The organism is Ruegeria sp. SAZD011, assembly GCF_059612545.1.
Genome location: NZ_JBXWQU010000016.1, coordinates 98,108 through 124,133, shown reverse-complemented (window position 1 = coordinate 124,133; position 26,026 = coordinate 98,108). Strand labels below are relative to the sequence as shown.

Below are 26,026 nucleotides of genomic sequence, written 5' to 3'. Positions count from 1 at the left end.
GAAACAGGTTTACGGTCCGGCCCGTTAACAGGTGGTGAATCAAGCTAAATTTTTCGCAGTTTTTTGCGGTCGGGACAGAAAGTCACACTCAACCATCTGAAATAAAAGAACTTTGATGGATGTTTCTTGGGCGAACCTATGGTCTGCTCAGACGCAGGGAGGCGAATCGGCGGCAAAGCTGTTTACCTTGCCGCCGTCCGGTTTCACGCCGCTGAGCCGCCCACCGTCAGCCCGTCCATCAGCACCGTGGGCTGGCCCACGCCCACCGGCACCCATTGGCCGTCCTTGCCGCAGGTGCCCATGCCGGGGTCGAGTGCCATGTCATTGCCAAGCCCCCGGATGCGTTTCAGCGCAGAAGGGCCGTCGCCGATCAGCGTGGCCCCCTTGACCGGGGCGCCGATACGACCATTGCGCACCCGGTACGCCTCGGTGCAGGAGAACACGAACTTGCCATTGGTGATGTCGACCTGACCGCCGCCGAAGCCCACCGCCCAGATGCCGTCCTTGATCTCGGCCACCAGATCGGTCGGGTCTGCATCGCCACCCAGCATCACCGTATTGGTCATCCGTGGCATCGGCTTGTGGGCATAGCTTTGCCGCCGCCCGTTGCCGGTCGGCTCCACCCCCATCAGGCGGGCGTTCTGGCGGTCTTGCATGTACCCGGTCAGAATGCCGTCCTCGATCAGCACGGTCCGGCGCGAGGGCGTACCCTCGTCATCGACGGTGATCGAGCCGCGCCGGTCGGGCAGGGTGCCGTCATCGACCACGGTGACCCCGCGCGCGGCCACCTGCTGACCCATCAGCCCGGCAAAGGCCGAACTGCCCTTGCGGTTGAAATCGCCCTCCAGCCCATGCCCGATCGCTTCGTGCAGCAGGATACCGGGCCAGCCGGGGCCAAGCGCCACCTCCATCACCCCGGCAGGCGCCGGTTCGGCATCCAGATTGACCAAAGCGATCCTCAGCGCCTCACGCGCCTGCGCCTGCCAGGCCTCGGGCGCGATCAGCCCGTCCAACCCGACCCGGCCACCGCCACCGGCGCTGCCACTTTCGCGCCGCCCGTCCCGCTCGACGATGACCGAGACATTCACGCGTGTCATCGGCCGCACATCGCGCAGATGCACCCCGTCGGGCCGCAGTATCTCGACCTCTTGCAGCGAGGCCATGATCGAGGCCGAGACCTGCACCACCCGTGGATCCAGATCGCGGGCATAGGCGTCGATCTCTCGCAGCGTCTCGACCTTTACCGGGAAGGCGGCCGACGCGATGGGATCGTCCTCGGTATAGAGCTTGCGATTGGTGCGGGCCGGGGCACCGGCCAGAGTGCCGCCTCCATCGCCCACCGCCAGCCGCGCGGTTTCCGCCGCTCGTCTCAAGGAGGGAATCGAGACATCGGTGGAATGCGCATATCCCGCCACCTCGCCCTTGACCGCCCGCAACCCGAACCCCTCGGACGCGTCGTAAGAGGCCGAGCGCAAGCGCCCGTCGTCAAAGCTGAGCGCCTCGGATTTGCGGCGCTCGACGAACAGTTCGCCATCCTCCGCCCCATCGGTGGCCGCCCGCAGAACGGCCAGTGCCTCGTCCTGTGGGAGGGCTGTTTCAAAAGGGCGAAAAGGGTCATGCGCCATGATTTGCGGCCTCGTTGTTTGATCCAGATCAAAAATAGCGTCTGTTTGACGCAAGCATTTTGCTTTATCTGCCTCCGGGAATATGATTTTTAACGCGACCAAAGACAACGGGCGGGGTGTGTTTGATTCACGAACCCCCCGGTCAGGGACGCAAAGATCAAACGATCAGGACAGAACATGAAGAACGCTTTGACGCTTTCGGCGCTTCTCGCCACCCTTTCGAGCCTGCCCGCCGCGGCGCAGGAGCTGGAGATCATCGGCAAACCGGTCGACGGCGGGATGGGCTTTCAGCCCGCCGCAACCGAGCTGGCGCGCGAGTTGCAATCGCTGGACGGCATGATTCTGGTGATCATCACCGTCATCTGCCTGCTGGTGGCGGCATTGCTGGTCTGGTGCATCGTGCGGTTCAACAGCCGCGCCAACCCGACCCCGGCGAACTTTTCGCATTACACCCCTGTGGAAATCCTCTGGACCGTCGGGCCGATCCTGATTCTGGTCTTCATCGGTGCCTTCTCGCTGCCGGTGCTGTTTAACCAGCAGGAAATTCCCGAGGGTGAGATCAACATCAAGGTCACCGGCTATCAGTGGTACTGGGGCTATGACTACACCGACGAAGGCTTCGGCTTCGAAAGCTTCATGCTGGGCCGCGACGATCTGGAAGATCATGGCTACAGCCAGGACGAGTACCTGCTGGCGACCGATACCGCCGTTGTCGTGCCCGTGGGCAAGGTCGTCGTGATGAGCGTGACCGGCGCAGACGTGATCCATTCCTGGACCATCCCCGCATTCGGCGTGAAGCAGGACGCAGTGCCGGGCCGTCTGGCGCAGCTGTGGTTCAAGGCTGAAAAGGAAGGCATCTATTTCGGCCAGTGCTCCGAGCTTTGCGGCAAGGACCACGCCTATATGCCGATCACTGTCAAGGTGGTCAGCGAGGCGGAATACGCCAAGTGGCTGGCAAGCGCGAAAGAAGAATATGCCGGTCTGCCGACCAGCTATCAGGTCGCATCGAACTGAACCTTTCGGGCGGGGCCTGACCCCGCCTGCCAAGACTGACCCGGGCTGCGCGCATGTCGCGCGGCTTTTGCCCCAAGGGACCACCGCATGAGCGACGCAAGCTTCAACGCCAGCACTGCCCGGGCCGCACATCGCCCGGACGAGGCCGGTTTTGGCGACTATTTCGCCCTGCTGAAACCGCGGGTCATGTCGCTTGTTGTTTTTACCGCTCTGGTCGGCCTCGTGGCCGCGCCGGTACCGGTGCATCCGTTCATCGGGTTTTGCGCCATATTGTTCATCGCCATCGGTGGCGGCGCCTCGGGTGCGCTGAACATGTGGTGGGATGCCGATATCGACCAGGTGATGAAGCGCACCAAAAAGCGTCCGATCCCCGCCGGCAAGGTCGAAGCGGGCGAGGCGCTGGCCGTGGGTCTGGGCCTGTCGGGCCTGTCGGTGATGATGCTGGCGCTGGCCACCAATGTGTTTGCCGGTGCCTTTCTCGCCTTCACTATCTTCTTTTATGTCGTCGTCTATACCATGTGGCTGAAGCGGACGACGCCGCAGAACATCGTGATCGGTGGTGCGGCAGGGGCCTTTCCGCCGGTGATCGGCTGGATCGCGGCCACCGGCGACATGTCGGTCGAACCCTGGCTGATGTTCGCACTGACCTTCATGTGGACGCCGCCGCATTTCTGGGCGCTGGCCTTGTTCATGCGGTCCGACTATGACGACGCCGGGGTGCCGATGCTGACCGTGACCCATGGTCGCCGCGCGACGCGTGTTCACATCCTCGTCTATACGGTCCTGCTGGCGCTTCTGGCGTTGGGCACCGCGTTCTCCGATATCGGCGGACCGATCTATCTGGCCGTCGCTCTGGTGCTGAACGCGCTGTTCCTGCTGGGGGCCATCCGTATCTGGCGCCGGGACGAGGCCGATAGCGAGGCCGACAACTTCAAGACCGAGCGGAAGTTCTTCAAACTGTCGCTGCTCTACCTCTTCCTGCATTTCGGCGCCATTCTGGCCGAAGCGCTGCTGCGCCCCTATGGGCTGGGAGGCTGGGGATGAGCCTGCGTCAGACACATGAGCTGCATCAGCGCCGCTTTGGCCGCAACCTGGGCGTTGCGCTGACGCTTGCGGCGTTCATCGTCATCATTTTCGGCCTGACAGTGGTCAAGGTGACCCGTGGCGATTTCGAGCCGCCGCAGGCCAGTACCGGAGGGCAGGGCTGATGGCTTTGAAGGGACCTCAGAAAACCGTTGTGCAACTGGTCAGCGTGGTCGTGGTCATGGGCGGGCTCGCCTGGGCCTCTGTGCCTTTCTATGACTGGTTCTGCCGGGTCACCGGGTTTGGCGGCGCCACCGGCGTGGCCGAGGCCGGGTCGGACACCATCCTCGACAAGACCATCAAGGTGCGCTTCGACGCCTCGAAAGAGCGCGGCATGCCGTGGGAGTTCCGCCCCGTTCAAACCGAGATGGAGCTGCGCATCGGCGAGACCGGGCTGGCCTTTTACGAGGCCTACAACCCGACAGACCGGCCGGTGGCGGGGCAGGCGTCCTACAACGTCGCGCCCTATTCGGCGGGTGGCTATTTCGACAAGATCGCCTGTTTCTGCTTTGAAGAGCAGGTGCTGCAACCCGGCGAACGGGTGCAGATGCCGGTCAGCTTCTTTGTCGACCCCGAGATCGTCAACGACCGGGACGCGAAATATGTGCATACGATCACGCTGTCGTATACATTCTACGAAATCGATCTGCCCGAGGGCTATGCCGCTCTTGGTGCAGCTACAACAACGAACACGAACTAACGCCGCAAGGTGAGGGACACTGATGGCACACGCTAAGAACCACGATTATCACATTCTGCCCCCGTCGATCTGGCCGCTGGTTGGCGCGATCGGCGGCTTTGTCATGCTCTTCGGCGCCGTTCTCTGGATGCACGGAATCACTTCCTACATGTTCTGGGCCGGCTTCATCGCCGTGCTCTATGTCATGTTCGCCTGGTGGTCCGAGGTCGTGGCCGAAAGCCGTGTTGGCGACCATACGCCCGTCGTCCGCATCGGCCTGCGCTATGGCATGATCCTGTTCATCACCTCCGAGGTGATGTTCTTCTTTGCCTGGTTCTGGTCCTTCTTCAAACACCGCATGTATCCGATGCAGGACTATGTCGGCACCGAGTATGTGGCACCGAACATTCACGCGGTCGACCCGTTCCACCTGCCGCTGATCAACACGCTGATCCTGCTGCTCTCGGGCTGTGCCGTGACCTGGGCGCACCATGCGCTGGTGCACAACAACGACCGCAAGGCGCTGATTCAGGGCCTGTCGATCGGCATCGTGCTGGGCATGATCTTTACCTTCCTGCAAGGCTATGAATATGCCGAGCTGCTGCTGCACGAAGACTGGACCTTTGGTGGCGACCAGTTCTACTCTAACTTCTTCATGGCAACCGGTTTCCACGGCATGCACGTGATCATCGGCACCATCTTCCTGGCGGTGTGTCTGCTGCGCGCGCTCAAGGGCGATTTCACCCCTGAGAAGCATATCGGTTTCGAGGCCGCCGCCTGGTACTGGCACTTCGTCGATGTGGTCTGGCTGTTCCTCTTCTTTGCCGTCTACATCTGGGGTCAGTGGCCGCTGCTCTGATCGCATGGGCCCTGCGCCGGAAAGACAGACAAGGCCGCCCCTCGGGGCGGCTTTTTCATTGGTGCTCCGGTGGCGCGATCCCTGAATTGCACCCGATACAATTGACCGGTTGCAAATGCGCCCCGTCTCGCCATACCAAGGCACCGGCCCGCGCCGGGCCGTCTGAAACCCCCTCCGGAGCCGCCATGCGCCGCGTTCTCTTTCTGTTACTCGTAGGTCTCGCGGGCCTCGCCGTGCTGATCGCGCTGGGCAGTTGGCAGTTGCGGCGGCTGGACTGGAAACAGGCGATGCTGGCAGATATCGACAGCCGCATCGCCGGCGCGCCGCAGGCGCTGCCCGCCGAACCCGATCCCGAACATGACCGCTATCTGCCGGTTGCGGTCAGTGGTGCGATGGCCGGCGAAGAGGTGCACGTGCTGGTCTCGGTCAAGATGGTCGGGCCGGGCTACCGCGTCATCGCCCCCTTCGTGACAAACGAGGGCAGGCGCATCCTGGTCGATCGCGGCTTCATCCCGACGACCGCCAAGCAGGACCGCCGCGAAACCGGCCCGATGCGGATCGAGGGCAACTTGCACTGGCCCGACGAGATCGACGGCTATACCCCGGCGCCCGATCGGAACGGCAATATCTGGTTCGCTCGCGACGTACCCGCGATGGCAGCGGAGTTGGGCACCGAACCGGTGCTGCTGATCGCCCGCGCGCCGACCGGCCCGGGTATCACGCCCTTGCCGGTCGACAGCGCCGGCATCCCCAACGATCACCTGCAATATGCAATCACCTGGTTTGGCCTGGCCCTGGTCTGGGCCGCGATGACCTCCCTGTTTTTGTGGCGCAGCCGCGCCCGCAAGAAAGGCTGACAGCAATGAAATACATCTCGACCCGCGGGCAGGCGCCCGAGCTTACCTTTGAAGAGGCGATGCTGACCGGTCTGGCCCGTGACGGGGGCCTTTACCTGCCCGCCGAGATCCCGGTGATGGGCTACGACGAGATCGCCGCGCTGGCGGGCCTGCCTTATGAAGAGATCGCCTTTCGTGTAATGTGGCCCTATGTGAGCGGATCGTTTGCTGAGGACGAATTCCGGGGCATCATCGCACGCGCATACGAAGGCTTTGGCCATGCCGCCCGGGCACCGCTGAAACAGCTCAACGAGAACCACTTCCTGCTGGAGCTGTTCCACGGGCCGACGCTGGCCTTCAAGGATTTCGCGATGCAGCTGATCGGCCAGCTGTTTCAGGCGGCGCTGGCGCGGCGCGGCGAGACGGTGACCATTGTCGGCGCCACTTCGGGCGATACCGGCTCGGCCGCGATCGAGGCGTTTCGGGGGCTGGATGCGGTCAATGTCTTTATCCTCTTCCCGCATGGCCGCGTCAGCGAGGTGCAGCGCCGCCAGATGACCACGCCCGCCGACAGCAACGTGCACGCGCTGGCGGTAGATGGCGACTTCGACGACTGTCAGGCGCGGGTCAAGGACATGTTCAACGACTTCGCCTTCCGCGACGGGGTGCGGCTGGCTGGTGTGAACTCGATCAATTTCGCGCGGGTTCTGGCGCAGGTGGTCTATTACTTCTCGGCGGCCACCAGCCTGGGTGCGCCGCATCGCAAGGTCAGCTTCACCGTACCCACCGGCAATTTCGGCGACATCTTCGCGGGCTATATCGCCAAGCGGATGGGGCTGCCGATCGAGCAGCTGGTGGTGGCCACCAACCAGAACGACATTCTGCACCGCTGCCTGTCGGGCGAGGGCTATTTCAAGGGCGAAACCATACCCTCGATCAGCCCGTCGATGGATATTCAGGTCAGCTCCAATTTCGAACGCGCGCTTTATTACGCCTATGGCCAGGATGGCGCGGCGGTGTCGCAGCTGATGGACGAGCTGCAACAGGGCGGGTTCCATGTCAGCCAGGGCGCCATGCAGGCCCTGCGTGAAAGCTTCTCCTCGGGACGCGCCTCGGAAGAGGAAACACTGGCCACAATCAAGACCACGCTGGCCGCCAGTGGCGAGCTGTTGTGCCCGCATTCGGCGGTGGGGGTAAAGGTCGCCGAAGAGGCCCGCGCGGCCGACGCGGCGCCGATGATCACGCTGGCCACCGCGCATCCGGCGAAATTCCCCGCTGCGGTGGAACAGGCCAGCGGTGTGTTTCCGCCTCTTCCCCCGCGCATGTCGGATCTGTATGAACGTCCGGAGCGGGTGACCCGGATCGCCAACGATCTGGCCGCCCTCCAGGATCATATCAGAAGGCATATCCCTGCGTGACAGTAAGACAGGACCAACTGGCCAACGGCTTTCGCATCGTCAGCGAGAACATGCCGGGCCTGCAATCGGCGGCCATCGGCATCTGGGTGACCGCGGGCGGGCGGCATGAACGGATCGACCAGAACGGCATCGCCCATTTCCTGGAACACATGGCGTTCAAGGGAACCGAGCGCCGTTCGGCGCTGCAGATTGCCGAGGCGATCGAGGATGTGGGCGGCTATATCAACGCCTATACCTCGCGCGAGGTGACCGCCTATTATGCCCGCGTCCTGAAAGAGGACGTGGCGCTGGCGCTCGACGTGATCGGCGATATCGTCCTCAACCCGGTCTTTGACCCGCGCGAGATCGAGGTCGAACGTGGCGTGATCCTGCAAGAGATCGGTCAGGCCCATGACACGCCCGACGACGTGATCTTTGACTGGTTGCAGGAAGAAAGCTATCGCGACCAGCCGCTGGGCCGCACCATTCTTGGCCCGGCCGAGCGGGTCAGCAGCTTTTCCCGCGCCGATCTGTCGGCCTTCGTGGCCGAGAATTACGGGCCCGAGCAGATGATTCTGTCGGCAACCGGCGCGGTCGATCACGACCTGCTGGTCCGGCTGGCAGAAGAGATGTTCGGCCATCTTACCCAGCGCAAGGGTACGCTGGCGGAACTTGCGCTGTTTACCGGCGGCGAAGCACGGCGGGAAAAGGCGTTGGAACAGGCCCATTTCGCGCTGGCGCTCGAGGGGCCCGGCTATCGCGACGACGCCATCTATACCGCTCAGATCTATTCCTCGGCGCTGGGGGGCGGCATGTCCTCGCGCCTGTTCCAGGAAGTGCGCGAAGTGCGTGGCCTGTGCTATACGATCTTTGCCCAGACCGGCGCCTATGCCGATACCGGCACCACCACCATCTATGCCGGGACCAGCGCGGGGCAGGTGGCCGAACTGGCGGGTATCACCATCGACGAGATGAAGCGCGCCGCGGACGACATGACCGAGGCCGAAGTGGCCCGTGCCCGCGCCCAGATGAAGGCCGGGATGCTGATGGGGCTGGAAAGCCCGTCGAACCGGGCCGAACGGCTGGCTCGGCTCGTGCAGATCTGGGGCAAGGTGCCTTCGCTCGAGGATACCGTGGCCCGGATTGACGCGGTCACCACCGCCGATGTGCGCGCCTTTGCCGAGCGGATGGCGGTCGACGCGCCGGCGGCGCTGGCGCTTTATGGCCCGGTCTCGGCCGCCCCCAACTTGGCGGAGCTGCAAGAGAGGCGCGCTGCCTGATGCTGCTGGGCCGCCGCAAGCTGACACTCGAAACCGAGCGGCTCAGCCTGCGTCTGCCGGCGCATTCAGACTATGCCGACTGGGCAGCGCTGCGGCGGGCGTCGCGTGACTATCTCATCCCGTGGGAGCCCAGCTGGGCCAGCGATCATCTCAGCCGCAAGAGTTTCACAAACCGGGTTTATTGGGCACAACGCTCGGTCTCCAGTGGCTCGGCGGTGCCCCTGTTCGTGTTCCGGCGCTCGGACGATGTGCTGGTTGGGGCGATCACGCTGGACAATATCCGCCGCGGTCCCGCTCAGGCGGGAACGCTGGGATACTGGACCGGGCAATGCTATGCCCGGCAGGGATATATGCGCGAGGCGATCGGCGCGGTGGTGCACCACGCCTTCTCCCGTCTCGACCTCAGCCGTCTCGAAGCCGCCTGCCTGCCCGAGAACATGGCTTCGCGCGGGCTGCTGGAAAGCTCGGGGTTCAAGTATGAAGGCGTGGCGCAGTCCTATCTTCAGATCAACGGGCGCTGGCGGACCCATGTCCTCTATGCCTGCCTGCGTTCGGACCGGCGCGGCAAGACGGATGCGGGCTAGATGGGCGGTATCGCGGCGTCGGGGCCGTTCCGGAGCCGGTGCGCTTTCTAACGAACAGGGATCAGGGGCGTGACTTGCCGCGATGATGCGCTACTATTCATGGAATGTGGCGGTTTCTACTGGCATTGACTTTACTTGCTGGGGGCGCGGCGGCTCAAGAGCGTCGCCCAAGCCATTGCATTGCCATCGCCGATGCGGCACCTGGCATCGAGTATCTGCACAAGGCGGGCTGGCAGGATCCGGTGCCGGATTATTCGGTGCGGATCAGCTATATCGCGCATGCCTCGTTTCTGATCCAGACGCCCGGCGGGCTGAACGCGGTCACCGATTTCACCGGCTTCATCGGCAGCGCCGACATGATCCCCGATATCGTGACCATGAACCACGCGCACGAGACCCATTGGACGCAATTCCCCGACCCGGCGATCCCGCATGTTCTGCAAGGCTGGGGCCCGTTCGGCAAGGGAATAGAACACCATCTCGATCTGGGTGAAATGCTGATCCGGAATGTCCCGACCGATATCCGTTCGGTCTATGGTGGGGTCGAGGGGCGCGGCAATTCGATCTTCGTGTTCGAGGTCGAGGGAATGTGCATTGGGCATCTGGGACACCTGCACCATGTTCCCGACGATGCGCAATTCGCTGCCCTTGGCCGGCTTGATGTGGTGATGGCCGCTGTTGATGGTGGCACGACCATGTCGCTTCCCGAGATGATCGCGGTGCTACGGCGCCTGAAAAGCTCGGTCATCATCCCGATGCACTGGTTCTCGGGGCATTCGCTGGACCGGTTTCTTGCAGGCATTCGAAACGATTTCGACATTCGCCGCGATGGCGTGTCCGAGATCGACATATCGCTGCGCACGCTGCCCGACCGGCCCACGGTGGTGGTGCTTGAACCGCGCTACCTCGTCGATCTCGATTAGGGCTTGCCGCATGCGCCCGCCGTGGGCATGAAAAGGGCATGACCCTGAACCCCGCTGACGAGAGCTTTGCCACCCACCTGCGCGGCCTGTTGCCCGCCGAGGTGTTGCGTCCGGTCGAGCCCCGCTATCTGGCCGAGCCGCGCGGGCGCTGGACCGGGCAGGCGGGCGTTCTGGCCTTGCCGCGTTCGACCGAGGAGGTAGCAACACTGATCCGGGCTGCATCGGCGCAGCGTGTGGCGGTGTTGCCTTATGGCGGCGGAACTGGGCTGGTGGGCGGACAGGTAATGCCCGACGGGCCCGCGCCGCTGGTCATCTCGCTGGAACGCATGAACCGGATACGCGGCGTCTATCCGCAAGAGAACGTTGTGGTGGCCGAGGCGGGCTGTATCCTGGCCGACATTCAAGATGCGGCCGGCGATGTGAACCGCCTGTTCCCGCTGTCGCTGGCATCCGAAGGGTCCTGTCGGATCGGTGGCAATCTCGCCACCAATGCCGGCGGGGTGGGGGTGTTGCGCTATGGCAATGCCCGTGACCTGTGCCTGGGGCTTGAGGTGGTTCTGCCGAGCGGAGAGATCTGGAACGGGCTGACCCGTCTGAGAAAGGACAATACCGGCTATGACCTGCGGAACCTGCTGATCGGTTCCGAGGGCACACTGGGCATCATCACCGCCGCCGCGCTGAAGCTTTCCCCGATGCCGAGCTCGCTGGGCACCGCATTGCTTGCGGTGCGCAATCCGCAGGCCGCGCTGGACATTCTGGCATTGGCGCGTGGCCAGATCGGCGAGTGTATCAGCGCCTTTGAGTTGATCCACCGTCAGAGCTTCGACTTTCTGGCGGAGACCCTGCCGCATCTGCGCCAACCGCTGGACCCGGTTCCGGAATGGAGCGTTCTGGTGGAGTTGGGCCTGTCGGGCGGTCTGGACGCGGTCACGGCGCTTGAGTCGCTGTTCGAGGCGGCGGTGGAGGCCGAATTGGCCAGCGATGGCGTAGTGGCACAGAGCGAGGCGCAGCGTGCCGCGCTCTGGAGCCTGCGCGAACATATCCCCGAGGCCAATCGCCGGATCGGCTCGATCTCCAGCCATGACGTGTCGCTGCCGCTGTCGGAACTGCCCGCGTTCATCCGGCGCGGACAGGAGGTGGTTGCCGCGGCGGGATCATACCGCATCAACTGCTTCGGTCACCTTGGGGACGGCAATCTGCACTACAACCTGTTTCCACCAAAGGGACGGAACCGGTCGGATTATGCGGATCAGGCCACTGGCCTCAAGAGACTGGTGCATGACCTCGTGCACGAGTACGGCGGTTCTGTCAGCGCCGAGCACGGCATCGGACGGTTCAAGACCGGAGATCTACAGCGCTATGGCGATCCGGCGAAACTGGCCGCGATGCGTGCGATCAAAACTGCACTAGACCCTTTCGGCATCATGAATCCGGGTGCAGTGCTTGCGTGAGAGGCAAGTGCAAGAAAATTCTGCGAATTTTCTAGTAAACAAAATTCGCAGAATTTTGTTCTGCGCCGGTCAGAGACCTTCGAAGGCGCAGAGCGCGTGCACATCCATGCCCATCGCTTCCAGCACCTTGCGGCCGCCCAGGTCAGGCAGGTCAATGATGAAGGCGCAAGAGACGATCTCACCACCCAACCGTTCTATCAACCGGATCCCGGCGGCGGCGGTACCGCCGGTCGCCAGCAGGTCATCTACCAGCAGTACCTTCTCGCCTGGTTGGATCGCATCGTCGTGGATCTCGACAATCGCCTCGCCGTATTCCAGTTTATAGTCCTGGCTGATCGTGGTTCCGGGCAGCTTGCCTTTCTTGCGGATCGGTACGAAACCAACGCTCAACTGGTGCGCGATCGCACCGCCCAGGATGAAACCGCGCGCTTCCAGCCCCACCACCTTGTCGATCCGCTCGCCGGCATATGGATGCAGCATCTGATCGATCGCCATGCGAAAACCGCGTGGATCGGCAAACAGCGTGGTCACATCCCGAAACAGGATCCCTTCATGGGGAAAATCGACGATGGTACGGATGTAATCCTGAACCGATTTCGTTCTGGACATGTGGCCCCCCGGAAAACAGCGTTTCCTGCGGTTTGGCGCATGACGCGCGCAGACGCAAGGGGGAGGGGCGACTTGTATCGCCCCGAAACGGGGGCTTGGTCAGGTCTTTGTCCTGAGGCTGCCAAAAGACCGGTAGAGCGCGGCCGGCAACCAGGACAGGTGCGGTTTCACCCAGTCGCGGCGATCCTGTATCAGCAGCGATTGTGCGGTGTGCAGGTTCATTGCATTTGCCTCCGTCATGTTGCTACGGTCGAAGTGCATCGACATGATATATGATTTGTATATACAAAGCATATGCAGATTTTTCAACCACACGGGTAGGTTGGTGGGCAAGAAAGACGGAAAAAACGCCTCCAGAAAGGATGCGCAGCTGGTTTTGAGGCTCGACAAGAACGAGCGGGACGCGTTTGTGGAAAAGTGCAAGGCGCTCGACACCAGCGCCGCGCGCGAGATACGCCGCTTCATCCGCGAGTTCATGAAGGCGCATCCGGACGATTAGGTGGGGCGCCTCAGAAGGGCAGTGGCAATACCCATGCCCATCAGGGTTATCCCTCCGGTTCGGGTCAGCCCGGCAATGACCGAAGGCCGGTCGATCCAGCGGCGCAGATGGTCGGCGAGCAGCGCATAGGCAAGCGCGTTCAGCCCTGCCAGACCGACAAAGGTTGCGATCAGGATGGCGAATTGCGGGACCAAGGGGGCTTCGGGGCGCAGAAACTGCGGCACGAAAGCGATGAAGAAGGCGATTGATTTCGGATTCAGCGCTGTGACAGCGGCGGCATGGGCAAAGACCGACCGTTCGCTCACATCCGGCGAGACGCGCATCTGCGCCAGACCCGCGCTGCCCGCGCTGCGGAACAGGCGATAGCCCAGCCACAGAAGATAGGCGGCGCCGACCCACTTGAGCACCGAAAACAGCGTGGCCGAGGCCAGCACCAATGCGCCAAGCCCGGCGAGAGAGGCGCTCATCGCGATGAGATCTCCCAGAGCCACTCCCGTCGCCGACGCCACGGCCACACCACGCCCCTTGGACAGGGCATAGCTCAAGACCAGCAGCACTGTGGGGCCGGGGATCAGCAGAAGGGCAGTCGAAGCGGCAACAAAGGCAAGCCAGAGATCGAGGGGCATTGGGGTCTCCGCGGGGGAAGGGCAGGCGGCAGTCAGCCTGCTTATCCGTTCACGGTCAAGCGTTCGTTTGTGCTCACAACACCCGGCCCGCGACAGCGTCGAGTTTTGCCAGCAGGGCCGGATCACGCACCTCGGGTGCGGTCAGGATGGCATGCTCCAGTGCCCGGTCGCAGCCATGCGGACAGGGCGCGCGCTCGGCGCCCAGGAGAGCGGGCAGGCCCTTGACCATGGCGCGCGCCTTGTCGGCATTGCCCATTAGGGTGGCGATGATCTGGGTCACGTCCACCTCGCCATGATCGGGGTGCCAGCTGTCATAATCGGTGACCATTGCGACGGAGGCATAACAAAGCTCGGCCTCTCGGGCGAGCTTCGCCTCGGGCATGTTGGTCATGCCGATCACATCGGCCCCCCAGTGCTCGCGGTACATCTTCGATTCCGCGAGAGTCGAGAATTGCGGCCCCTCCATCGCCAGATAGGTGCCGCCGCGATGCACGGTGACGCCGGCGGCACGGGCAGAGGTCTCGCATGCATCCGACAGGCGCGGGCAGGTGGGGTGGGCAACGCTGACATGGGCGACGCAGCCGGTGCCAAAGAAGCTCTTCTCGCGCGCAAAAGTGCGGTCGATGAACTGGTCGACAATCACGAAATGCCCCGGCGCCATCGCCTCGCGGAACGATCCGCAGGCGGAAACCGAGATCACATCGGTGACACCCAGCCGTTTCAGCGCATCGATGTTGGCGCGATAGGGAACCTCGGTCGGGGAATGCACATGGCCACGCCCGTGCCGGGGCAGAAAGGCCATGTCGACGCCACCCAGCCGCCCGGTCAGGATCTGGTCCGAAGGCGCCCCCCATGGGGTGTCGACAGTGACCCATTCCGCCGCGTCCAGCCCGTCGATGTCATAGATGCCCGAGCCGCCGATCACGGCGATCTTGGTGTTGCGCATGTTGATGGCCTTTTCCTGTTGCGGGCGTTTCGCGTCCGAGTTGTGCGGATTCCGGCGCGCATTTCAAGGGCGTGGCTCATTCTTGCCTCGGGCTTCTGCCGCCGATAAGTCCGCGCGTCCCCGACTGTACCAGAAAATCCTGCCAGGCTGCCTCGAACTGGCCAAGCGGCCAGTCGCGGTCCTGCGCCCGTCCGTGGCGATCTCGGAAAGTGAAGCGAAAGCGGTTTCCCTGCCGCATCGCAGTAATCAATGTCTCTGCGCCGTTGTCCGAGAAGTTACACCCCAGCCCGGTCAGGCAGCCGGGCCAATTGCTGTGCCAGATCCGCCCCTGTTCACCCTCGATCCGAAGGCCGCCGGGGGCGAAAAGCGAGCCGGGCTCGATTCCGATCTCGACCGCAAAGCCCTCGACCTCAGGCGTGACAAAGAGATATTGCGCGGCAAATTCGGGATGTGGCGAGAACACGTCCACATGCCGCAGATAGCAGCGTTTCACCAATTGCCCTTGCTCGAACCGCTCGTCGCACATGGAATCCCAGATACCGATCAACTTGTGATGGGTAACCCGCCAGTTGCCGGCGGTATCGTTGCCCTGCATGTCCTGGGCATGGGCGGGCTGGGCGATCAGGGCGGAAAGCAGCAAGGGGATCAAGAAGCGCATGCAAGACAGGTGAGCAGCGGTCGGGCCGCGTGCAAGTCACGTTGCCGCGAGCGAAAGTCATGCATGCGACGCATAGCCGCTACCCTTGCTGCGCCATGGCCGGATGGGTCCCGATTCGTTAGAAAGCCCGGAACGCGAACTCCCCATCAGGACCTGACCCATGCCCCGTGCCTTCCTGGCAAGTGTTGCCAATCGTCTCGCCATTCCCGACCTGCGCTGGATGCCGGACGAGCCACTGACTGTCTCGCGGCTCAGGATCGAGCTGTTGTCGGGACTGACCGTGGCGCTGGCGCTGGTGCCCGAGGCGGTGGCCTTTGCCTTTGTCGCCGGGGTGCACCCGTTGGTGGGGCTTTATGCCGCCTTTCTGGTCGGGCTGATCACCGCGCTGATCGGCGGGCGGCCGGGCATGATCTCGGGCGCGACCGGGGCGCTGGCGGTGGTGATGGTGGCGCTGGTGGCGCAGCATGGGGTGGAATACCTGTTTGCGACCGTGGTGCTGATGGGGCTGTTACAGCTGGTTGCCGGGGTCATGCAATGGGGCAAGTTCATCCGGCTGGTGCCGCATCCGGTCATGCTGGGCTTTGTCAACGGGCTGGCCATTGTGATCTTTTTGGCCCAGATGGGTCAGTTCAAGGTGCCGGGCAGCATGGAAAACACCGGTCACGGGCTTGGCGGCGGCGAATGGCTGTCCGGCGGTCCGCTGATGTTGATGCTGGCGCTGGTGGCGCTGACCATGGTGGTGATCTGGATCATGCCGCGGGTGACGCGGGTTATCCCTGCGCCGCTGGCGGGCATCGCCGTGGTCGCGGCGCTGGTGATCGGCGCCGGGCTGGACGTGCCGCGCGTCGGCGACATGGCCTCGATCGAGGGCGGGTTGCCGCAGTTCCACATCCCGATGGTGCCGCTGAATTGGGAAACGCTGGAAATCATCCTGCCCTATTCCGTCATCCTCGCGGCGATCGGGTTGATCGAGTCACTGCTGACCCTGAACCTGGTGGGCGACATCACCGGCAAGCGCGGTGGGGCCAGCCAGGAATGCATCGCCCAGGGCGCGGCCAATGTGGTGACCGGCTTCTTTGGCGGCATGGGCGGCTGCGCGATGATCGGCCAGTCGATGATCAACGTGAAATCCGGCGGCCGGACCCGGGTGGCGGGTATCGCGGCGGCGCTGTTCCTGTTGCTCTTCATCCTGGTGGGCGCGCCGCTGATCGAGCAGATCCCGCTGGCCGCGCTCGTCGGCGTGATGTTCATGGTGGTGATCGGGACCTTTGCCTGGAACTCGCTGATGATCCTGCGCAAGGTGCCGCTGACCGATGCCTTTGTAACCGTTCTGGTCACCGTGGTGACCGTGATGGAGGACCTCGCGGTTGCCGTTGTGGTGGGGGTCATCGTCTCGGCGCTGGCCTATGCCTGGAACAACGCCAAGCGCATCCATGCGGTGACGCGCGAGTCGCATACCGCAAAGGGCGCCAAGGTCTATGAGATTCAGGGGCCGCTGTTCTTTGGTTCGACCGACGGGTTCGTGGAACTGTTCGAGGTCGAACAGGACCCCGACACCGTGATCGTCGATTTCAAGGAGAGCCGGGTTGTCGATCAGTCGGCGTTGCAGGCGATCGAGGCGGTGGCGTTGAAATACGAGGCGGCGGGCAAGCAGGTGATGCTGCGGCATCTGAGCCGCGACTGCCACCAGTTGTTGAACAAGGCCGGGCATCTGATGGTCGACAGCGACGATGACCCCGATTACGGGCTGGCGGTGGATTACTCGGTCCGGACCGGCATCCTGGGTGGTCACTGACCCTTTGCCAAGCGGGGCGCGCCTGAAGGCGCGCGCTTTCTTGTTGCCGCACCTTTCGGTGCGGGATGCGAGGCGCTGCCTCGCGCTCCGGGATATTTGGGGCAAGAGGAAAGAGGGATCAGGGGGCGAGGGCGGCGAGAGCGGCAAGATCGCCTGAGAGCAGCGCCGGTTCGGCGCGGGCGATGAGATCGGGCGGCCAGTCCCACCAGGCGAGAGATTGCAGCCGGGCAATGGTGTCGGGATCAAAACGGAAGCGGATCACCTGGCCGGGATTGCCGGTCACCACCGCGTAAGCGGGCACCGTGCCACGCACCACCGCGCCGGCGCCGATGATAGCGCCGTTGCCGATCCGCGCGCCGGGCAGGATCATCGCCCCATATCCGATCCAGACATCGTGGCCGACCACCGTATCGCGGCGGTCCGGCTGGTAGGAGGCCATTTGCGCCGGGTCGAAGACCGGGAAGGGAAAGCAGGTGATCCCGTTCTGGGCGTGATTGGACGAGGCGGTGATGAAGCGGACCCCGTGAGCGATCTGGCAGAAGCGGCCTAGTGTCAGCGTTTCGGCCGAAGTGGGAAACAGATAGGGTGCCAGCCGCGCCGCCCAATCCTTCGGCGGATCGAAGTCCGAGGCATAGCTGTGGTCCCCGGCCCGAAACCGGGGGTTCTCGATCACCCGGTTCAGAAACACCGTACCGGCATGATCCGTCCCGTCCGGCAAGGTGACCGGATAGCGGCGGCTTGCATCGGGCAGCGGCATCAGTCGTCGGGCCGGGCGAGTGAAAAGAGGTCGCGCACCACCGAATAGTCGCGGTAGCCAAGCCGGGCGAGCGGCTGATAGGTGGTAATGTCGAAAATACCGTCCTTCAGGCAATCGTCTCGCAGATGGATGCCGGTCACCTCGCCAAAGACCACCCGGTTTGAGACGCCGGGAAGGGTGACGATCCGGGTCAGCTTGCATTCCAGAGCTGCGGGGGCGCCAGCGACGCGGGCGCAGGCGATGGTATCGCATTCGACGGGTGTCAGCCCGGCATGGGCGAATTCATCCACATCGCGCGGGAGACTCGCCGATGTCGCGTTCATCGCGTCGCGCATCGCGTATTCGACGATGTTGACGCAGAAGACACCCGTCGCCTCGATATTGGCGACGGTGTCCTTGGTGTTGTCCTGGTCGGGCTTGCTGCCCGTGGTCGAGAACATCACCTGAGGCGGGACATAGGCGGCACCATTGAAGAAGCTGTAGGGGGCAAGGTTGTTGGTGCCATCCGCAGCACGGGTGGATATCCAACCGATGGGGCGCGGCGTGATGATGGCGTTGAACGGGTTGTGCGGCAGGCCGTGCCCGTCTTCAGGTCGATAGAACATGTGTCTTTGATCTCCAATCATTTGCCCTAGGGGTAACGAAGTGATAGGGCGATTTCCACCCGAAGGGAGAGGCAGGAAGACAGGTGATCGAGGTCAAACCGGAAACACCGGACGATTGGTGGGAGGTCGAGGCGCTTTATGACCTGTGTTTTGCACCGGGCCGAACGGCGCTGTCCTCGTACCGGCTGCGCGATGATGTACCGCCAGTGGCCGGCCTGTCACTGGTTGCGCGCGACAGCGATGGCACACTGGCCGGGGCGATCAGGTTCTGGCCGGTGCATGTGGGCGATTGCGACGCGCTGCTCTTGGGCCCCGTGGCCGTCCACCCCACCCACCAGGGCGAGGGACTGGGTGGGTTCCTGATCCAGGAAGGGCTGGAGGCCGGCCGTGAAAGCGGTTGGGCGCGGGTGATGCTGGTGGGAGATGCACCCTATTACAGCCGCTTCGGATTTGCCCGGCTGGATGGGGTCGAGATGCCGCCGCCCACCAACCCCGACCGGGTGCTGGGGTTGGATCTGGTGCCCGGCGCTTGGGCCGGAGTTTCAGGCCGGGTCACCCGCTGGACCCGTTGAAATCGCACGATGCGATGCCGATCTTTGACTAACAGAGGAGGCATGCGCCATGCAGGATATCGTGATCGTTGCCCCGGTGGATGCCGAGGCCGAGCTGGAGGCGCTGGCGAGACGCTATCGTGCGGCGGGCGGCACCGGGATCCGGTTGCTGAACGCGCTGGGCGGGCAGGCAGAAGGGCTGCTTGACCGGCTGCCGCATCAGGTGCGCACCGGTCTGACCGAGGCGACCGAGCGCGCGCTGGTGCTGGCGATGCGTGCCGCACAAGGCTCGCGCGTGGCGGTGCCGGGACAGAGCGCGCGAACCAACATGATCTGGACCACAGCCATGGGCGCCGCCGGTGGCATGGGCGGTTTGCCGTCGGCGCTGGTCGAATTGCCCGCGACCACCACGGTTCTGTTGCGCGCGATACAGGATGTGGCCGCCGAACACGGGTTCGATCCCGCCGCCGAGAACGTGCAGTTCGACTGTATCCGGGTCTTTGCCGCCGCAGGCCCGTTGTCGACGGATGACGGCGCCGATCTGGGTTTTGTCTCGCTGCGGCTGACGCTGACCGGTGGAGCCTTGCACAAGATGATCTCGGCCGTGGCACCGCGACTTGCGACAGCATTGGGGCAAAAGTTGGCGGCGCAATCGGTGCCGGTGCTGGGTGCGGTTGCCGGGGCATCGGTGAACTATATCTATACCCGCTATTACCAGCAGATCGCGCATGTGCATTTCGGGCTCAGGCGGTTGGCGGTGGATGCGGATATTCCCCATGCCGAACTGGTTGCGCGCCTGTCGGACAAGATGGCGCTGGGCGACCGGATGTAACCGCAGTTTCACAATTCCGCCGTTAATTGGTTTCAACCCGCGCGACCACGCGGACAGGACGGAGCGCGATGAACGCAAAGCTCGACAAGGCGGTGACGATGCAAAGGGCGCAGGCGCTGACCCGGCTGCAATATGGCGCGCTCTGCTACCGGTTCGACGGGGACACGCCTCTGGTGCTGCTGATCACCTCGCGTGGGACGGGGCGCTGGATTCTGCCCAAGGGCTGGCCGATACCCGGCCTGGACGGAGCCGCCACCGCCGCACGCGAGGCGTGGGAGGAGGCGGGCGTCGTGGGGCGTGTCTCTCCGGTCCCGCTGGGGGCTTACCACTATGTCAAGCTGCTCGATAAACGGCGCGAGGTTCCCTGCAAGGTCGAGGTATATCCGCTCTGCGTTGCGCGTCTGGAAGATGAATACCCCGAAACGGGCCAGCGGCAGCGGGTCTGGTTTACCGCGACCGAGGCAGCCCGGAAGGTTGATGAACCGGAGCTGAAACAGCTGCTCGGGACACTCGATCCCATGGCGCTGCGGCGGTTGTGCCCGACGGCCACAGGGCCGCACTCCACTTGATCTTGCGGGATATGTGGATATCTACTGGGCGGACCGCAACGGAATGGCCAGATGATTCAGTATTCTCTGAAATGCAGCGCCGGGCACAGCTTTGACAGCTGGTTCCAATCGGCTGCCGCCTTTGAAAAACTGGCGGCGACCGGAATGGTCGCCTGCTCGGTCTGTGGCGGGACAGAGGTCGAAAAGGCGATCATGAGCCCCCGTGTCACCTCGGTCCGGTCCAACAAGGACGCCCGCCCGCTGACCGCGCCTGCAACACCCGCCGAACAGGCACTGGCCGAGATCCGGCGCAAGATCGAGGCGAATTCCGACTATGTGGGCAGGGATTTCGCAACCGAGGCGCGCCGCATGCATCTGGGTGAGGCGCCGGAACGGGCGATCTATGGCGAGGCCAAGATGGAAGAGGCCAAGGCCCTGCTTGAGGACGGTATTCCCGTCGCGCCGCTGCCATTCCTGCCGAACCGAAAGGCGAATTGACATGCATGTACTGATCACCGGCGGCAACCGCGGGATCGGGCGGGAGCTGGCCGCACAGTATCGCAAGGCGGGCCATGGCGTCACCGCCACCGCGCGCGATGACAGCTGCGATATCGCGCTTGATGTGACCGACCCGGTCCAGCACCGCGCCATGGCCGAGGTGCTGGCGGGGCGCCCCATTGATCTGTTGATCTGCAATGCAGGCGTCTATCTGGACAAGGGGCTGTCGCTGGAGGGCTACACCGCGCAGGTCTGGACCGACAGCTTTGCCGCCAATGTCACCGGCGTCTTTCTGACCGTTCAGGCCCTGCTCCCCAATATCAGGGCCGCCGGCGGCAAGATTGCAATCATCTCTTCGCAGATGGCCTCGCACACGCGCGCGCCGGGCGGCAGCTATGCCTATCGCGCGTCCAAGGCGGCTGTGCTGAACCTGGGCCGCAACCTGGCTGCCGATCTGGCACCCGAGGGCATCGCCGTGGGCGTCTATCATCCGGGCTGGGTGCGTACCGACATGGGCGGTCAGGGCGGCGATATCGACGTTACCGAGGCGGCGGGCGGCCTGATCGAGCGCTTTGCCACGCTATCGCCCGAGACGACGGGATGTTTCGAAACCTGGGACGGGCGCGCGCACCCTTATTGAGACGCGACCGCGGCCGCCGGCAGTTCGAATACCTCGCCTGGTGCAATGAAAATCCGCAGCGTATCGCCGGAGGTTTCCGAACTGACGGGAGAGGGCGAGCTGCTGGAAACCGGTTTGCCATCCTCGAAATAGATGTTGCGCACCGTCCCGCCGGGCAGGATGACAGCCAATGTGGCGGTACCATCCTCCTTGCGGCGCAGCTCTGCCGGGCAATCGGAAAGGGCCTGACCACCCGTCGCGCAGGGGACCGTTCCCAACGCGTTTTGTCCGTCGGTTCCGGATACGGTGGCGGCAAACGCCACAGGCGAAGACAGGATAAGGCTGACAGCGAGAATGGTGGCGCGCATGGTCGTTCCTTGCTGGCTAAAGGCTATGCAACGCTCGCATTCCGGCCCGAATCTGTAAAGCCCGTAGGCCGCCTTGCGGCCCTGCGTCAAATCGGTGCGGCCCCATTGCCCTCTTGCTCTTGTACCCCCCCTCGCATAAGAGGCTCGGGACATTTTTCCACAGGCGCGGAGACCTAGCCCCCATGCCAACGCTCGTGATGAAATTCGGCGGCACTTCGGTCGCCAATCTCGACCGTATCCGCCGCGCGGCCAAGCGCGTGGGCGTCGAAGTGGCCAAGGGCTATGACGTGATCGTCATCGTCTCGGCCATGGCCGGCAAGACCAATGAACTGGTGGGCTGGGTCAACGAGACCTCGCCGCTGTTCGATGCGCGGGAATATGATGCGGTCGTTTCCTCGGGCGAGAATATCACCGCCGGCCTGATGGCGCTGACGCTGCAAGAAATGGATATCCCCGCGCGCAGCTGGCAGGGCTGGCAGGTGCCGCTGATGACCAACAGCGCCCACAGCCAGGCCCGGATCGAAGATATCCCACCGCACAATATCAACCAGAAATTCGCCGAAGGCATGAAGGTCGCGGTGGTCGCCGGGTTCCAGGGCGTCAGCCCCGAGGGCCGCATCACCACGCTGGGCCGGGGCGGGTCGGACACCACCGCCGTTGCCTTTGCCGCCGCCTTCGAGGCCGAGCGCTGCGACATCTATACCGATGTGGACGGTGTCTATACCACCGATCCGCGCATCTGCACCAAGGCGCGCAAGCTGGAAAGGATCTCGTTCGAGGAAATGCTCGAACTGGCCTCGCTGGGGGCCAAGGTGCTGCAAACCCGCTCGGTCGAACTGGCCATGCGGTACAAGGTCAAACTGCGTGTCCTCTCCAGTTTCGAGGAACAATCCGACACCGCCGGTACGCTGGTTGTCGATGAGGAGGAAATCATGGAATCCAATGTAGTCTCCGGCGTCGCCTATTCCCGCGACGAGGCCAAGATGACCGTTGTCTCGGTCCAGGACCGTCCCGGCGTTGCGGCCACCATCTTCAATGCGCTCAGCGAGGGCGGCGTGAACGTGGACATGATCGTGCAGAACGTGTCCGAGGAAGGCATCACCGACATGACCTTCTCGTGCCCGACCGACCAGGTGGCGCGCGCCGAAAAGGCGATGAACGCGGTCAAGGACGCGGGCGAGCTGGAATTCGAGGACCTGCTGGTCGATTATGACGTCTGCAAGGTGTCGGTCGTCGGCATCGGCATGCGCAGCCAGTCTGGCGTGGCCGCCAAGATGTTCAAGATACTCTCGGATGAGGGGATCAACATCAAGGTAATTACAACCTCTGAGATCAAGATTTCCGTGCTGATCGACCGGAAATACATGGAACTTGCCGTGCAGGCGCTGCATGATGCGTTTGAACTGGACAAGGCGGCCTGATCCAAACGGGGCCGGGCGCGCCTGATCCTGCAACGGCGCGAGGGCCCATGGCGGACGGAACCGAAAGCGAATCCCGCAAGCTGCTGGGGCGGCTGCGCGAGGCGATGGCGACGGACGAGGCCGGTCAGGCCCGTCTGGACCGGATCACGCATCTGATCGCCGACAGCATGGGGACCGAGGTCTGCTCGATCTACCTGTTCCGAGATGTCGACACGCTGGAACTGTGCGCCACCGAGGGGTTGAAGCCCGAGTCGGTGCACCAGACCCGGATGCGGCTGGGCGAGGGGCTGGTTGGCCGCGTCGCCAAGTCCGGCAAGGTGGTCAACACGCCCGATGCGCCCTCGGCCAAGGGGTTCCGCTACATGCCCGAGACAGGGGAGGAACGCTATTCCTCCTTCCTGGGCATCCCCGTGCAGCGGCTTGGCGAAAAGCTGGGCGTTCTGGTGGTGCAGTCGCGCGACGCGCGCGAGTTTTCCGCCGACGAGGTCTATGCGCTGGAAGTGGTGGCCATGGTGCTGGCCGAGATGGCCGAACTGGGCGCCTTTGTCGGCGAGGGCGCCGCGCTGTCGCCGCTGCATCAGAAATCGGCCATGTTCCGGGGCGGCACCGGGCAGGAAGGCGCGGCCGAGGGCCATGTCTGGCTGCACGAGCCACGCGTGGTGATCACCAACCCGATCGCCGACGATCCCCATCGCGAGATGGAGCGCCTGAACGAGGCTGTGGACGAGTTGCGCGTCGGCGTCGACAAGATGCTGGAGATGTCGCAGAACGGCGACAAGGAACAGTTGCAGGTTCTCGAGGCCTACAGGATGTTCGCCAATTCCAAGGGCTGGATGCGCCGGATGGAAGAGGATATCTCCCGGGGCCTCAGCGCCGAGGCGGCGGTGGAAAAGGAACAGTCTCTGGCCCGCGCCCGCATGGGGCAGGTACAGGATTCCTATCTGCGCGAGCGTCTGGCCGACCTCGATGACCTGTCGAACCGCCTGCTGCGCATCCTGACCGGCCAGGGCAAGCAGACGGGCGCCGAACTGCCGCCCGATCCGATCCTGGTGGCACGCAATATCGGGCCGGGCGACCTGCTGGAATATGGCCGCTCGCTCAAGGGGATCGTGCTGGAGGAAGGTTCGGTCGGCAGTCATGCGGCCATCGTAGCCCGGGCACTGGCGATACCGCTGGTCGTGCATGCCGAGCGGATCACGACCGAGGCACTGAACGGCGACCAGATCCTGGTCGATGGCGATCAGGGGGTGGTGCATCTGCGCCCCGAGGAGAGTGTGGTCAGTGCCTTTCGCGACAAGATCGCGATGCAGGCGGATGCACAGGCGCGCTATGCCTCGATCCGGGAAACCCCCGCCATCACGAAGGACGGCCAGCGTATCAATCTGGTGATGAATGCGGGCCTGATGGCGGACCTGCCCTCGCTCGAAAGTTCGGGTGCCGAAGGGGTGGGGTTGTTTCGGACCGAGCTGCAATTCTTGGTACGCAACCAGATGCCGAAACGATCGGAACTGGTGGCGCTCTACTCGCGCGTTCTGGACGCGGCTAAGGGCAAGCGGGTCGTGTTCCGCACCCTCGATATCGGGTCGGACAAGGTGCTGCCCTATATGAAGCCCACGGACGAGCCGAACCCGGCGCTGGGCTGGCGCGCGATCCGGGTGGGGCTGGACAAGCCCGGGGTGATGCGGATGCAGTTGCAGGCGCTGATCCGGGCCGCCAACGGACGCGCGCTGACCATCATGTTCCCCTTTGTCGCCCAGGCCGAGGAATATCACGCCGCTCGCGCCGAGGTGGACAAGACCATCGCCCGCGAAAAGGTTCTGGGCCATCCGCTGCCCGAGACGCTGGAAATCGGCGCCATGCTCGAGACACCGTCGCTGGCCTTTGCGCCGCAGAAGTTCTTTGACGATGTCGGATTTCTCTCGATCGGTGGCAACGATCTGAAACAGTTCTTCTTTGCCGCCGACCGCGAGAACGAACGCGTGCGCCGGCGTTATGACACGCTCAACAGCAGTTTTCTCAGCCTGATCGAGCGGATTGTCGAACGGTGCGGCATCTCTGGGACGCCGCTCAGCTTTTGCGGTGAGGATGCCGGACGACCGATCGAGGCGATCTGTCTGGCGGCCATGGGTATCCGCACCCTGTCGATGCGCCCTGCTTCAATTGGGCCCGTCAAGAGCTTGCTTTTGCGCACGGATCTGGGTGAGCTGCGCAAGATCATCACGGATGCCCGCCACCGTGGTGTTCAATCCGTGCGTCCTGCGGTGATGGACTGGCTTAGCCAGAATCCTTGATCTTCCCCGATACCGGATCTGTGGCAGGGCCGGTACGGGCCCGGTGCCATTTGTCTGTTGTTTTCAGCAAATCTTTGCTGGCCCTGGGCCGGATAGAGTAGCGGTTTGGGTCAACTGAGAGCGAGCACTGTGGATAAATTTACCAGCGTTTCGCCGTAATTAATTGATGTTTCTTGATCGGTTTTATCTTATATCGTGAAGATATTGCCGCAGAATATGCTATTTTTGATGCTAGGCGTATTGTTCGTCATTTTCATCCACAACTGCTGTTGCAGACAGGAAATCCGCTGTACGACATGCTCTGACGTACCTCCGCAGGTCGTTTTCTGGCAGCAAGCCCGGTTCACCTCACTTTTGGTGGCGCGGGTATCGGGTGCAATGCGATTTTTCCATTGTATCCGAGCGTAGTGGTCTCAAATACTGACCCACTACATAAGTATTCATGTCTAACTATCGATAATAAAGTTGATTTTCGGTATCACCCACAGAGTTCTCCACAGCCGGAAGCAGAAGTTTAATGGGCCTGAAAAGCCTGTTTTCATAGAGGTTATTTCGTCTGATGGTGAGCAATCGTGTCACAGATATCCACAATCGCTTCTCGTCGTGCTCGTCGCCGCTTGCTGAGGGTGGGCTGGATCAGGGCCGCTACAGAAAACTGTTTTATGTCAGGAT

Annotated in this window: 30 protein-coding genes; 21 read left to right on the top strand and 9 right to left on the bottom strand. The window is 63.3% G+C overall.

What is annotated here, in order from left to right; all coding sequences use genetic code 11:
* Positions 1 to 203: 203 nt before the first annotated feature.
* On the bottom strand, positions 204 to 1,625 hold the full coding sequence (gene tldD / locus AC2FLM_RS05940; protein ID WP_496856504.1) for a metalloprotease TldD: 1,422 nt from the start codon (positions 1,623 to 1,625) through the stop codon (positions 204 to 206).
* A gap of 177 nt (positions 1,626 to 1,802) precedes the next feature.
* On the opposite strand from tldD, the gene coxB reads away from it, so the two are divergent.
* The 11 genes from coxB to AC2FLM_RS05885 all read left to right on the top strand — a co-directional run bounded on the left by coxB (position 1,803) and on the right by AC2FLM_RS05885 (position 11,731).
* Positions 1,803 to 2,639: a cytochrome c oxidase subunit II gene (gene coxB / locus AC2FLM_RS05935; RefSeq protein WP_496856502.1), complete on the top strand. Its 837-nt coding sequence runs from the start codon at positions 1,803 to 1,805 to the stop codon at positions 2,637 to 2,639.
* A gap of 87 nt (positions 2,640 to 2,726) precedes the next feature.
* Positions 2,727 to 3,683, top strand: coding sequence for a heme o synthase (gene cyoE, locus AC2FLM_RS05930; protein ID WP_234218282.1), 957 nt, complete (start codon positions 2,727 to 2,729; stop codon positions 3,681 to 3,683).
* On the top strand, positions 3,680 to 3,847 hold the full coding sequence (locus tag AC2FLM_RS05925) for a cytochrome c oxidase system small membrane protein (RefSeq protein WP_234139625.1): 168 nt from the start codon (positions 3,680 to 3,682) through the stop codon (positions 3,845 to 3,847). The genes cyoE and AC2FLM_RS05925 overlap by 4 nt, the downstream gene beginning before the upstream one ends.
* Positions 3,847 to 4,422, top strand: a complete 576-nt coding sequence (locus tag AC2FLM_RS05920; protein WP_234218283.1) for a cytochrome c oxidase assembly protein — start codon at positions 3,847 to 3,849, stop codon at positions 4,420 to 4,422. Before AC2FLM_RS05925 ends, AC2FLM_RS05920 begins: the two co-directional genes overlap by 1 nt.
* Before the next feature lie 22 nt (positions 4,423 to 4,444).
* The gene (locus AC2FLM_RS05915) at positions 4,445 to 5,260 is read left to right on the top strand and encodes a cytochrome c oxidase subunit 3 (RefSeq protein WP_234139627.1); all 816 of its coding nucleotides are present in this window, start codon (positions 4,445 to 4,447) and stop codon (positions 5,258 to 5,260) included.
* Between the two features lie 185 nt (positions 5,261 to 5,445).
* Positions 5,446 to 6,117, top strand: a complete 672-nt coding sequence (locus AC2FLM_RS05910; RefSeq protein WP_496856499.1) for an SURF1 family protein — start codon at positions 5,446 to 5,448, stop codon at positions 6,115 to 6,117.
* Between the two features lie 5 nt (positions 6,118 to 6,122).
* Positions 6,123 to 7,514 carry a threonine synthase gene (thrC, locus tag AC2FLM_RS05905; RefSeq protein WP_496856497.1) on the top strand — a complete coding sequence of 464 codons (1,392 nt, stop codon included), beginning with the start codon at positions 6,123 to 6,125 and terminating at the stop codon, positions 7,512 to 7,514.
* Positions 7,511 to 8,773 (top strand): M16 family metallopeptidase, encoded by a 1,263-nt coding sequence (locus AC2FLM_RS05900; RefSeq protein ID WP_496856495.1) that lies wholly within the window; start codon positions 7,511 to 7,513, stop codon positions 8,771 to 8,773. The genes thrC and AC2FLM_RS05900 overlap by 4 nt, the downstream gene beginning before the upstream one ends.
* Positions 8,773 to 9,357, top strand: a complete 585-nt coding sequence (locus AC2FLM_RS05895; protein ID WP_234139631.1) for a GNAT family N-acetyltransferase — start codon at positions 8,773 to 8,775, stop codon at positions 9,355 to 9,357. The genes AC2FLM_RS05900 and AC2FLM_RS05895 overlap by 1 nt, the downstream gene beginning before the upstream one ends.
* Before the next feature lie 104 nt (positions 9,358 to 9,461).
* Positions 9,462 to 10,280 (top strand): MBL fold metallo-hydrolase, encoded by an 819-nt coding sequence (locus AC2FLM_RS05890; RefSeq protein ID WP_496856493.1) that lies wholly within the window; start codon positions 9,462 to 9,464, stop codon positions 10,278 to 10,280.
* A gap of 38 nt (positions 10,281 to 10,318) precedes the next feature.
* Positions 10,319 to 11,731, top strand: a complete 1,413-nt coding sequence (locus tag AC2FLM_RS05885; protein ID WP_496856491.1) for an FAD-binding oxidoreductase — start codon at positions 10,319 to 10,321, stop codon at positions 11,729 to 11,731.
* A gap of 69 nt (positions 11,732 to 11,800) precedes the next feature.
* Here the strand turns inward: AC2FLM_RS05885 and AC2FLM_RS05880 are convergent, their stop codons facing one another.
* Positions 11,801 to 12,340 carry an adenine phosphoribosyltransferase gene (locus AC2FLM_RS05880; RefSeq protein WP_234139634.1) on the bottom strand — a complete coding sequence of 180 codons (540 nt, stop codon included), beginning with the start codon at positions 12,338 to 12,340 and terminating at the stop codon, positions 11,801 to 11,803.
* A gap of 99 nt (positions 12,341 to 12,439) precedes the next feature.
* Complete coding sequence (locus AC2FLM_RS05875) at positions 12,440 to 12,562, bottom strand: hypothetical protein (protein WP_275671094.1); 123 nt, start codon at positions 12,560 to 12,562, stop codon at positions 12,440 to 12,442.
* 103 nt (positions 12,563 to 12,665) lie between these two features.
* On the opposite strand from AC2FLM_RS05875, the gene AC2FLM_RS05870 reads away from it, so the two are divergent.
* Positions 12,666 to 12,839: a hypothetical protein gene (locus AC2FLM_RS05870; RefSeq protein ID WP_234139635.1), complete on the top strand. Its 174-nt coding sequence runs from the start codon at positions 12,666 to 12,668 to the stop codon at positions 12,837 to 12,839.
* Here AC2FLM_RS05870 and AC2FLM_RS05865 read toward each other — a convergent pair.
* From AC2FLM_RS05865 to AC2FLM_RS05855, 3 genes are all read right to left on the bottom strand, one after another.
* Positions 12,836 to 13,465 carry a LysE family translocator gene (locus AC2FLM_RS05865; protein WP_234218290.1) on the bottom strand — a complete coding sequence of 210 codons (630 nt, stop codon included), beginning with the start codon at positions 13,463 to 13,465 and terminating at the stop codon, positions 12,836 to 12,838. The two genes, AC2FLM_RS05870 and AC2FLM_RS05865, sit on opposite strands and share 4 nt — an antisense overlap.
* Before the next feature lie 73 nt (positions 13,466 to 13,538).
* Positions 13,539 to 14,411, bottom strand: a complete 873-nt coding sequence (locus AC2FLM_RS05860) for an S-methyl-5'-thioadenosine phosphorylase (RefSeq protein ID WP_496856489.1) — start codon at positions 14,409 to 14,411, stop codon at positions 13,539 to 13,541.
* Between the two features lie 76 nt (positions 14,412 to 14,487).
* Entirely contained in the window at positions 14,488 to 15,069 is a 582-nt protein-coding gene (locus tag AC2FLM_RS05855) for a hypothetical protein (protein WP_496856487.1), read from the bottom strand.
* A gap of 160 nt (positions 15,070 to 15,229) precedes the next feature.
* Here AC2FLM_RS05855 and AC2FLM_RS05850 point away from each other — a divergent pair, with 160 nt between their 5' ends.
* On the top strand, positions 15,230 to 16,864 hold the full coding sequence (locus tag AC2FLM_RS05850) for a SulP family inorganic anion transporter (protein ID WP_496856485.1): 1,635 nt from the start codon (positions 15,230 to 15,232) through the stop codon (positions 16,862 to 16,864).
* A 118-nt stretch (positions 16,865 to 16,982) separates the two neighbouring features.
* Here AC2FLM_RS05850 and AC2FLM_RS05845 read toward each other — a convergent pair whose 3' ends face one another.
* The gene (locus AC2FLM_RS05845; RefSeq protein ID WP_496856483.1) at positions 16,983 to 17,621 is read right to left on the bottom strand and encodes a CatB-related O-acetyltransferase; all 639 of its coding nucleotides are present in this window, start codon (positions 17,619 to 17,621) and stop codon (positions 16,983 to 16,985) included.
* Positions 17,621 to 18,226 carry a flavin reductase family protein gene (locus AC2FLM_RS05840; protein WP_496856481.1) on the bottom strand — a complete coding sequence of 202 codons (606 nt, stop codon included), beginning with the start codon at positions 18,224 to 18,226 and terminating at the stop codon, positions 17,621 to 17,623. Before AC2FLM_RS05840 ends, AC2FLM_RS05845 begins: the two co-directional genes overlap by 1 nt.
* A gap of 83 nt (positions 18,227 to 18,309) precedes the next feature.
* Between AC2FLM_RS05840 and AC2FLM_RS05835 the strand changes: the two genes are divergently transcribed.
* From AC2FLM_RS05835 to AC2FLM_RS05815, 5 genes are all read left to right on the top strand, one after another.
* Positions 18,310 to 18,798, top strand: coding sequence for a GNAT family N-acetyltransferase (locus AC2FLM_RS05835; protein ID WP_234139642.1), 489 nt, complete (start codon positions 18,310 to 18,312; stop codon positions 18,796 to 18,798).
* A 49-nt stretch (positions 18,799 to 18,847) separates the two neighbouring features.
* Positions 18,848 to 19,609, top strand: coding sequence for an EcsC family protein (locus AC2FLM_RS05830; RefSeq protein WP_496856479.1), 762 nt, complete (start codon positions 18,848 to 18,850; stop codon positions 19,607 to 19,609).
* A gap of 68 nt (positions 19,610 to 19,677) precedes the next feature.
* A complete protein-coding gene (locus AC2FLM_RS05825) occupies positions 19,678 to 20,178 on the top strand; it encodes an NUDIX hydrolase (protein WP_496856477.1) in 501 nt (166 codons plus the stop codon).
* 51 nt (positions 20,179 to 20,229) lie between these two features.
* On the top strand, positions 20,230 to 20,655 hold the full coding sequence (locus AC2FLM_RS05820) for a DUF1178 family protein (protein ID WP_234139645.1): 426 nt from the start codon (positions 20,230 to 20,232) through the stop codon (positions 20,653 to 20,655).
* A 1-nt stretch (position 20,656) separates the two neighbouring features.
* Positions 20,657 to 21,295 carry an SDR family NAD(P)-dependent oxidoreductase gene (locus AC2FLM_RS05815; protein ID WP_234218299.1) on the top strand — a complete coding sequence of 213 codons (639 nt, stop codon included), beginning with the start codon at positions 20,657 to 20,659 and terminating at the stop codon, positions 21,293 to 21,295.
* Here the strand turns inward: AC2FLM_RS05815 and AC2FLM_RS05810 are convergent.
* Positions 21,289 to 21,732, bottom strand: a complete 444-nt coding sequence (locus tag AC2FLM_RS05810; protein ID WP_496856474.1) for a hypothetical protein — start codon at positions 21,730 to 21,732, stop codon at positions 21,289 to 21,291. The genes AC2FLM_RS05815 and AC2FLM_RS05810 overlap by 7 nt on opposite strands.
* 92 nt (positions 21,733 to 21,824) lie before the next feature.
* Here AC2FLM_RS05810 and AC2FLM_RS05805 point away from each other — a divergent pair, with 92 nt between their 5' ends.
* The 3 genes from AC2FLM_RS05805 (at position 21,825) to AC2FLM_RS05795 (ending at position 25,659) form a co-directional block, all read left to right on the top strand.
* The gene (locus AC2FLM_RS05805; protein ID WP_496856472.1) at positions 21,825 to 23,063 is read left to right on the top strand and encodes an aspartate kinase; all 1,239 of its coding nucleotides are present in this window, start codon (positions 21,825 to 21,827) and stop codon (positions 23,061 to 23,063) included.
* 47 nt (positions 23,064 to 23,110) lie between these two features.
* Entirely contained in the window at positions 23,111 to 25,354 is a 2,244-nt protein-coding gene (gene ptsP / locus AC2FLM_RS05800; RefSeq protein ID WP_496856470.1) for a phosphoenolpyruvate--protein phosphotransferase, read from the top strand.
* Positions 25,355 to 25,527: 173 nt separating this feature from the next.
* A complete protein-coding gene (locus AC2FLM_RS05795) occupies positions 25,528 to 25,659 on the top strand; it encodes a hypothetical protein (protein WP_496856468.1) in 132 nt (43 codons plus the stop codon).
* Positions 25,660 to 26,026: the final 367 nt, after the last annotated feature.